The sequence below is a fragment of the Bacteroides sp. HMSC067B03 genome, from assembly GCF_001811315.1.
GTDB classification, from domain to species: Bacteria; Bacteroidota; Bacteroidia; order Bacteroidales; family Bacteroidaceae; genus Bacteroides; species Bacteroides faecis.
This window is the reverse complement of the sequence record NZ_KV804403.1, coordinates 20,565-28,093: the sequence shown is the minus strand read 5'-3', so window position 1 is coordinate 28,093 and position 7,529 is coordinate 20,565. Positions and strand designations below refer to the sequence as shown.

4 protein-coding genes are annotated in these 7,529 nt (G+C 43.6%); all 4 read right to left on the bottom strand.

Annotation, left to right across the window (positions count from 1 at the left end):
- Nucleotides 1–56: 56 nt before the first annotated feature.
- Nucleotides 57–1,040, bottom strand: a complete 984-nt coding sequence (locus HMPREF2794_RS17325) for a calcium/sodium antiporter (RefSeq protein WP_010535806.1) — start codon at nt 1,038–1,040, stop codon at nt 57–59.
- Between the two features lie 337 nt (nt 1,041–1,377).
- Nucleotides 1,378–2,340: a glycoside hydrolase family protein gene (locus tag HMPREF2794_RS17320; protein WP_240053041.1), complete on the bottom strand. Its 963-nt coding sequence runs from the start codon at nt 2,338–2,340 to the stop codon at nt 1,378–1,380.
- 16 nt (nt 2,341–2,356) lie between these two features.
- Complete coding sequence (locus HMPREF2794_RS17315) at nt 2,357–4,018, bottom strand: RagB/SusD family nutrient uptake outer membrane protein (protein WP_070752036.1); 1,662 nt, start codon at nt 4,016–4,018, stop codon at nt 2,357–2,359.
- 24 nt (nt 4,019–4,042) lie between these two features.
- A complete protein-coding gene (locus HMPREF2794_RS17310) occupies nt 4,043–7,411 on the bottom strand; it encodes a SusC/RagA family TonB-linked outer membrane protein (protein ID WP_070752034.1) in 3,369 nt (1,122 codons plus the stop codon).
- Nucleotides 7,412–7,529: the final 118 nt, after the last annotated feature.

Here is a 7,529-nt window from a genome sequence, read left to right as displayed (position 1 = left end):
GGTTGTGCCAGCGTTTTGACACAACCTCTTTTGTTTTTTTAATGTGGTTTGCCGGATTACGTATTGTAAATCAGTACCATCGTATATGCCACATAGCAAAGTATCATAATACCTCCTTCTATACGTGTAATCGTTCGCTTGGCAAAGAACAGTCCGAACAGCCAGAGCAGAATGCTGGAACCTACCAGTGTGAACAAATCGAAGTTGGTAATTCCGCTGAGGTGAAGGGGAGTGATGCTGGCACTGCATCCTAATACAAAGAAAATATTGAAAAGATTGCTGCCGATTACGTTTCCGATAGCTATTTCCGGGTTCTTTTTCAGGGCGGCTACAATAGAAGTGGCAAGTTCCGGCAGAGAAGTTCCTCCGGCTACCAGTGTCAGTCCGATGATAGATTCGCTGACGCCCATACTGCGGGCAATGCCCGTAGCTCCGTTAACGAACAGTTGGCCTCCATAGATCAGGGCTGCCAATCCGCCAATGATATAGAGGATTGATTTCCACCACGAAAGCAATTTGATTTCTTCTTCCTGGACTGCCGCATGTTCTGCCGGTTCCGGTGTAGCGGAAGACTTGGGAAAAGCGATGGCAAATGTATATCCCATGAAGATAGCGAAAAAGCAGAGTAAAAGCAAACCGTCTACTCTGTTCAATATATTTTCTGTGGCATTATCCAGAAATATATCATTGGCACATATCAGCAATACGACAGACGAAAGGATACAGAGCGGAATCTCTTTTCGTAAAGTATTCCGGGTGATGACAATCGGAGCAAAGAGTGCCGTGCATCCTACAATCATCAATGTATTGAATATGTTGCTGCCTACTACATTGCCGATGGCGATATCTGCGCTTCCTTTCAGAGCAGATGCGACACTCACCGTCAGTTCCGGGGCGGAAGTACCGAAAGCAACAATCGTGAGTCCGATTACGATAGAAGGTATGCGGAAACGTTTGGCTACGGAAGCAGCACCATCTGTCAGTCCGTTAGCTCCTAGTAAAATGAGAATCAATCCTCCGATAAGTAACAGTATATTCATAATCTATATTATTTTCGGCACAGTCATCCTCTGCCGGGTATTCGGTGCAAAGATATATTTTTCTTCTTACTCTTTGAATAGGATAGATTGAACTTTACCGGAGGAACCGTATTTTTAGCTGTGTTTTTTATTTGCCCCCAAAAGAGGAGGGGACGGGCAAATAATTGATTAAGGAAGTTGCATTCTTTTTATTCAGGCAAATGAATCCGGATCATTATCCGGATTGATGCTCCAGCGGTTCTTCGCCTGTATGTCAGAGAGGTTCAGGCAGAAAAAACATAAGAGAACGATATACAAATTCTTTTTCATAAACATCATCTATATAATTGATCTTTTCTTAGTGTTTGAAACCGGACAGTATTTTTTTATACTCTTTCTCACTGATGCGGACCATTGCTCCGTGGCGTGAATCCGGAATAGTCAGATCCGTACAGTCCCATTTTTCGGCATCCATACTGCCTGCCTGGAAACGGACATACTCATGCGGATACTTCTCAGAGAAGATCATCCACCCGTCATTGTCCGGTTTGGGCATCAGGATAGGAGCTTCATAGTAAGTATAAGGAGTAGTCACCGGCTGGCCGGGATCAGTATATGGACCGGTTAAATTCCGGGAATGGGAGATTCTGACAGTTTTGCCTGTCGGCACTCCGTCTTCAGGCCATCTTTCATCTTTAATAACGGCATAATAACTGCCATTGATTTTTCGGATGATGGCATCAATCGTAGCCATTTCCCGGTCTGCCTCATTCTGGAAGTCAAACAAACGTTCAGGTGTTGTGAAATACTCAAAATCCTTGGTCAATATATAAAAAGTTCTCATGGTTTTCCACTCTTCGTTGCCGGTGGCTCCTGCCTTGCAGGCATGCCAGGTAATCAGATATTGATCTGAATCCTTATCATAAAAAAGTTTGGGAGCGCCAAACCAGGCACGTTCTGTAAAGTAGCCTTCGATATGGATAAATGGTTCGGCAGATAACTCTTTTTCCTGTTTCCATTTTACTAAATCTTTGGAAGTCCAAAGGATGGGATTCTGTGTCTTTTCAGATACGCCGATCATATAGTAGCGTCCATCCCTGCCTTTCATGATGTCGGGATGCCCCCTGTATTCCGGAACCACCCGTTCGTTGTTGTTCAGCTTGGTCCAGTTTTTGGTATCCCTGCTGATGTAGTAATATAGACGTCCGTAATCCTCATGTCTCATGTGTGCGAAAAGATACCCTCCGTTTCCGGCTTTGACGCTGGGGCTGGTTAATACAAAACACACAAATAAGAGTTTCAGTAGTAAATGTTTTCTCATGATAATAATAAGTTGATTAGTTAGTAGCTTTTGATAAATCTTCACTCCATCCGGGACGTGAATAAGTTTGTTGCAGGTCTTTTCCGTAAGACTTTGCCTGTTCTACAAAATAGTTGGGCAGCGGTACATACTGGTGTGTAGGTGATACGCCTTTTACTTTCCGGCATAGCTGGGCATACTTGTTGAACCGGATCAGATCGATTTTCCTCTGTCCTTCGTACAGGAACTCTTTCGCCCTTTCTTCCAGAATTGCATCGAGAAATGTTTCTTTGGAGTTTGTCTGTTGTGTGGACAGGTTGTTCAGTCCTGCTCTGTTTCTTACTTCATTGACTGCACTGACAGCCTCTGCAGAAGGTGCTGCATTGGATTTACGCACTTCCGCTTCCGCCATCATTAATAATACGTCTGCCCAACGGGCCAGCGGGAAATCGTTTCCCTGAAAGACTGTGTTTGTCTCTATCGGGAATTTATTGATAATGTATCCATCCCATCTGATTCCCAGATCTTCTTTGGTTCTTTTGGTAGTCACTTCTCCTGTTCCGTTGTCTACCCAATACTCATTTAAAATGACGGCTCTTCGTTTGTCTTTGGAGTCGTAACTGTCATACAACTTGGGAGATACATTGTAGAATTGTGCCCATCCTTTTCCCTGATAATAGAATGGAGTAGGATTGCCGTTTATATCTACTTTGGAGGCGTCATTGGGAGTCGTAAGCATGGATAACGGGAAAAAGTTTCCGCTATTGTCTCCTCCGTCAGCGGACGGATCGCAGCTTAAAGCCATGATAATCTCACAATTAAAGTCATTTTTGGCTTTGTACATGTCCACATACGGATTATCCCCTTCTTTAAAGAGTTTGTAGCGATGAGTTGCTTCCAGTTCCTGATACATTTCTAAGGCTTTCTGATAGTACTGCGGCATGTGCTCCCCTTCGTTGAGGCAGTGTTTCATCATACAGAATCTGGCATAATCTGAAGTGTAACGTCCTCTTTCTTCCACTGTTTCCGGAAGATTTTCTATTGCGAATTCAAAATCGCTGTAGATCCATGAAGTCATCTCTTCCAAAGAGGGCCTGACCAGATTATTTAAGACTTCATCGTTTGTAACATCCTCTCCTCTGGTGACGGCGGGCAGCGGACCGTAAATATGCATCAGATAATAAATCATCAGCCCCCTGCATAAATGCACTTCGCCCAACAGCTGTTTTTTACTGATGGTGTGGAAAATGTTTTCATCAGCTTTCTCCAATGTGGAGATGATTTCGGTGAATCTTGTGATTTGGGCCAGTTTGGGTATGTGGTTGATGTTATCTTCACTTACCCAGGAGCGCTCATAGTAAATGCAGTTGTTGAAATTGGCTTGCGAGAACTTCAGCCATTCTCCCCATCCTGTGCCCCAGACAGCCACATTGTCCGAGGGAGATTCAAACATTCTGAGAATGCCGCCTTCCGGTATATAGAAACCATGCTGTCTCAACTCAGTACCGATGTAATAGGTCCATGTCGTAGTGAACGGTATATAGCATGCTAGGGCATAGTCTTTATATTCCGTTTCTGTGGAAGGAAAGTTGTCGGGGTTCAAAGTACCGAATATTTTGGGATCGAAGTTATCTTCACAACTACTTAATACGAGCAGGCTTGTTGCAATAAACAGTCTTATCAATCTTATCTTTTTCATTTCTGCAGATTTTCTTAGGTTTATTTAAAAAGTAATATTAGCTCCGAGAGAGAAAGTGCGGGTTTGAGGATATTCACCTCTGGAACCTCCACTAGCTCCGCCGCCTCCGGTATATATTTCCGGATCAAATCCTTGAAATTTAGTCAGTATGAAAGGATTCTGGGCATCTACATATACCTTAATGTTTCGTACATATCTTTGTAGAGAGCCGAGTATGTTCCCAGCCAAATTATAAGCCAGTGTGATATTTCTCATTCTCATGAATGAGGCATTTTCCCTGTCTGCATTTACCCAGGCATTACCCGGTAATGCCCCCATTTTTCCAATGGCCAGACCGGGCCGGCTTCCATTGGGATTTGTTTGCGAGTTCCAGAGACGGTATGCAAACTTATTTGAATTCTCCGGATAGTCAACTGCCAATGGACCGGCCTGTGCTGCGCTGTAGGCAATATTATATTTCTGTATGCCGAACTGCCCGTACATGAAGAAACTAAATTCAAATCTTTTGTAAGTAAAAGTGTTTCCGATACCGACATAAATGGCAGGAGAGTTATCTTTCATGTAGACATCGTTCTCATCGATTTTGCCGTCTTTGTTTTTGTCTTCAATAATCGGACATCCGGGCAATTGGGCTTCTGCCTGCAATGTCTTTTGTGATTCCGGCATATTGGACCGGTCGGTGTTGATGATTCCGGTGACGTTGTAATAATAATAGGCACTCATCGGCTCATTTTCTCTTTGCTGGTAAATCTGGTAGTCGTAGTTGGGCAGTCTTTCTTTCCAGAACGAATTTGTTTTTGAGAAGGTAAGCGAGGTGTCCCATGTGAATTCTCCGACTAGATTCTTGGTATCCACCATCAGTTCCCAGCCTCTTCTGTAGTAGTGTCCGCCGTTGATCGGTCTGGTTTCGTAGATTGCCAGAGGTGAAGTGGAAGCATATCCCAATAAGCGGGTGATGTCATTCCTGAAGAAATCGAAGCTGCCGGAAATACGGTCGCTTAGCAAATAGAAATCCAGGCCGATATTTTTCATGGTTGTTTTTTGCCAGCTTACATCCGGATAATTGGCTCCCATCGATACATAGGGAATGTTGATAATGCCGTTATCGCTGAAATTGACTTTGAAATTGTTAGGTGCATACGATCCGTAAAGAGAACTGCCCAAGTTGTCCTGCCCTGTCTTTCCCCAGCTTGCTCTGAGCTTTAGCAGGTTGATCCATGAAATGTTTTTCAGGAAATTTTCATTTGAAATCTTCCAGGCACCCGATACGGATGGAAACAAGGCGTACTTGTTTCCCGGGAAAAACTTGTCTGTTCCGTCCCGTCGCAGAGTGGCAGTAAGCACATACTTGTCCAGTATGTCAAAACTTGCTTTAAAAAACTGCGATCTCTTCTCATTTTTTCCAGTGTGCGATGTCGGATAAAACTTTCCTTTTGCCGAACTGATATCATGCTTGTTGATGGCATCGTGCACATCTTCATAGGAGATGCCGTATCCTTCGTAACTTTCCAGATACTTGCCGATACCTGCCAAGGCATCTACCTGTACGGTATTGAACATATACTTAGAGAACGTCAGCATGGCTTCCAGTGTTTGTGTCAGCCGTCTTTCAGATTGTATGTTTCCTCTTGATTTGTACATTCTGGAGAAGTAAACATCTGAAGGTATAAAAATGGAACGTCTCATGTTTTCCTGATTCATCCCATATATCCCTTTGACTGAAAGAATGTCCTTGTACAGTTTCAGATTGGCGGTGAAGTTCAGGTTGTATCCGTTTTCTTTCGTTTTGTCGGCGATGTCTTCCATTGCTTTGGGATTAGGGATGCTTCGGAAGATCGTATAACTGCCGTCATCTTGCGTCAGGGGCAGATAAGGGGGATATAAGAGTGCTGAAGTCAGTGCACTTCCCGCTACATCTCCCCGGTTGCCAGTATCGGTACCTACCATACAATTGCTGTAGATGTTTTGATTGGCATTGAAAGCGGAAGTGAGGTTCAGAAAAGGGAAGAGTTCGACACCGATATTTCCGCGAAATGTATATTTGGTCATACCGGAATTAAGTACGGTTCCTTCCTGGTCCAGGTAGCTGCCTCCCAGATAATACCGGACTTTTGATGTGCCTCCGCTGATTGTCAGATTATGCTTGGTGATGTATCCGCTTTTCAGCACATAGTCTTTCCAGTTTGTGTTGCGCGGGTTCAGACGGTCTGTTTCAGAGAATAGCGGACTCCATTTTCCGTCATATTCATCAGGACCATAAGGATACTGTTTCTTATTATACAAGTAATTCTCTTTGTTGAATACATTGGCGAGTTCCATGTATTCCTGTGAGGTGAGTGCGTCCAGATACGGATAGTTTCTCACAAAAGAGTAACTGCCCTCATAGCTGATACTGGGAGCGCCTTCTTTCCCTTTCTTGGTGGTGATTAAGATAACTCCGTTGGCTGCGCCGATACCATAAATGGCTGCTGAAGCATCTTTCAGTATTTCTACGGACTCGATATCAGAAGGATTCAGTCCGGCAAGTCCGCCACGGTTTACATTGCTCGGCAGCCCTGTTTCTCCACCATTTGTGCTGATGGCTTCGCTTGGCATTACGATGCCGTCCACTACATAGATCGGATTCTCTCCTCCACGGATGGATATATTCACTTTACCGTCCGGTTGGGTGCTATTGACAATTGCCTGTAAGCCGGCGGCACGACCCATTAATAACTGGTTGATATTGCTTGCTGCCGCTTGTGGAATCTTTTCCGGCTTCACCTGGGCAATGGCAGTCGTGAGGTTTTTTTTGGATACCGCTCCATATCCTACTACCACTACTTCGTCGATCACTTTCGTGTCTTCAGACATCCATACTTCCAGCAGGCTGTTCGCCTTTACCGGAACAAGCTGTGTGACATAGCCCACATAAGAAACGCAAAGTCTCGAATACTCCGGAGCTTCAATCTCGAAACGACCGTCAATATCACTGATAGAACCGGTTTTCTCCCCTTCTACCGTAATGCTTGCTCCGATAATCGGTTCACGGGTTTTACTGTCCATGACGATGCCTTTAGATTTAGCCGGCGTTTTCTTCGTTTCCTTCTTTCCGGCATTCAAGATGATTTGCTTTCCTTTGATATGATACTGGATGTCTGTACCCTTCAGAAGAATATTTAATACTGCTTCTATCGGTTGGTTCTTTACATGGATCGTACGTTTCTGTTTTACGTCGATAACTTGTGTGCTATACTGAAAAGAATAGCTTGTTTTCTTTTCTATTTTATTCAGGATCTCATTCAGAGGAGTATCAGACATGCTGAGTGTCAATGTACTGTTCTGTGCTGACATGAGATTGGGAGATAAAATAGCTATCAGAAAAATTAATAATAAGAATTTAATTCTCTTCATAATCAGAATTGTTTTTTAGTATTGATACAGGAATGCACTTAAGTGATTTGTATATAAGACTGCTCAAAAAGAAAATACCACATGGAAAAATGAAAAAAAACAGCTGGCAGAGAAAATA